The sequence below is a fragment of the Christiangramia aestuarii genome (assembly GCF_009735585.1).
Classification (GTDB): domain Bacteria; phylum Bacteroidota; class Bacteroidia; order Flavobacteriales; family Flavobacteriaceae; genus Christiangramia; species Christiangramia aestuarii.
Genome location: NZ_VJVW01000100.1, coordinates 1 through 432 on the forward strand (window position 1 = coordinate 1; position 432 = coordinate 432).

A 432-nucleotide genomic window follows, 5' to 3' on the forward strand; every position below is an offset into this window, starting at 1 on the left:
AAAATTATTGTCTGAAAATGATAAATCAGAAATAAAAACTGAATTAGATAGTGTCTTTAAAACTGATCAAAAATATAGAAGAATGCTTCAAGATACTGTAGATAAGTATGGTTGGAATTCTCCTCAAATTGAAGATTTATGGAAAAGACAAAATAAATTAGACTCTATCAACCTAATTAAGGTTTTAAAGATCATTGAAAAAATAAACACATATCCTGGCGATTCTATTGTTGGATATCCAACGAGAAAAGCCGCATTTTTTGTACTGCAGCATGCACCAGATACAATTCAGGATAAATATTTACCAATGATAATTAAAGCTGCTAAAAATGGCCAACTAGATGAAGATTTAGCAGCTATGTATCATGATCGATATTTAATGCATCGAGGTTTACCACAAATTTATGGTAGCCAATTCTTAATTAAAACATT

At 29.4% G+C, this 432-nt stretch carries 1 protein-coding gene; it reads left to right on the top strand.

The genetic code is table 11. The features are described from left to right. The coding region (locus tag FLP08_RS16355; protein WP_341485026.1) for a DUF6624 domain-containing protein at positions 1 to 432 on the top strand (432 nt) is incomplete at both ends.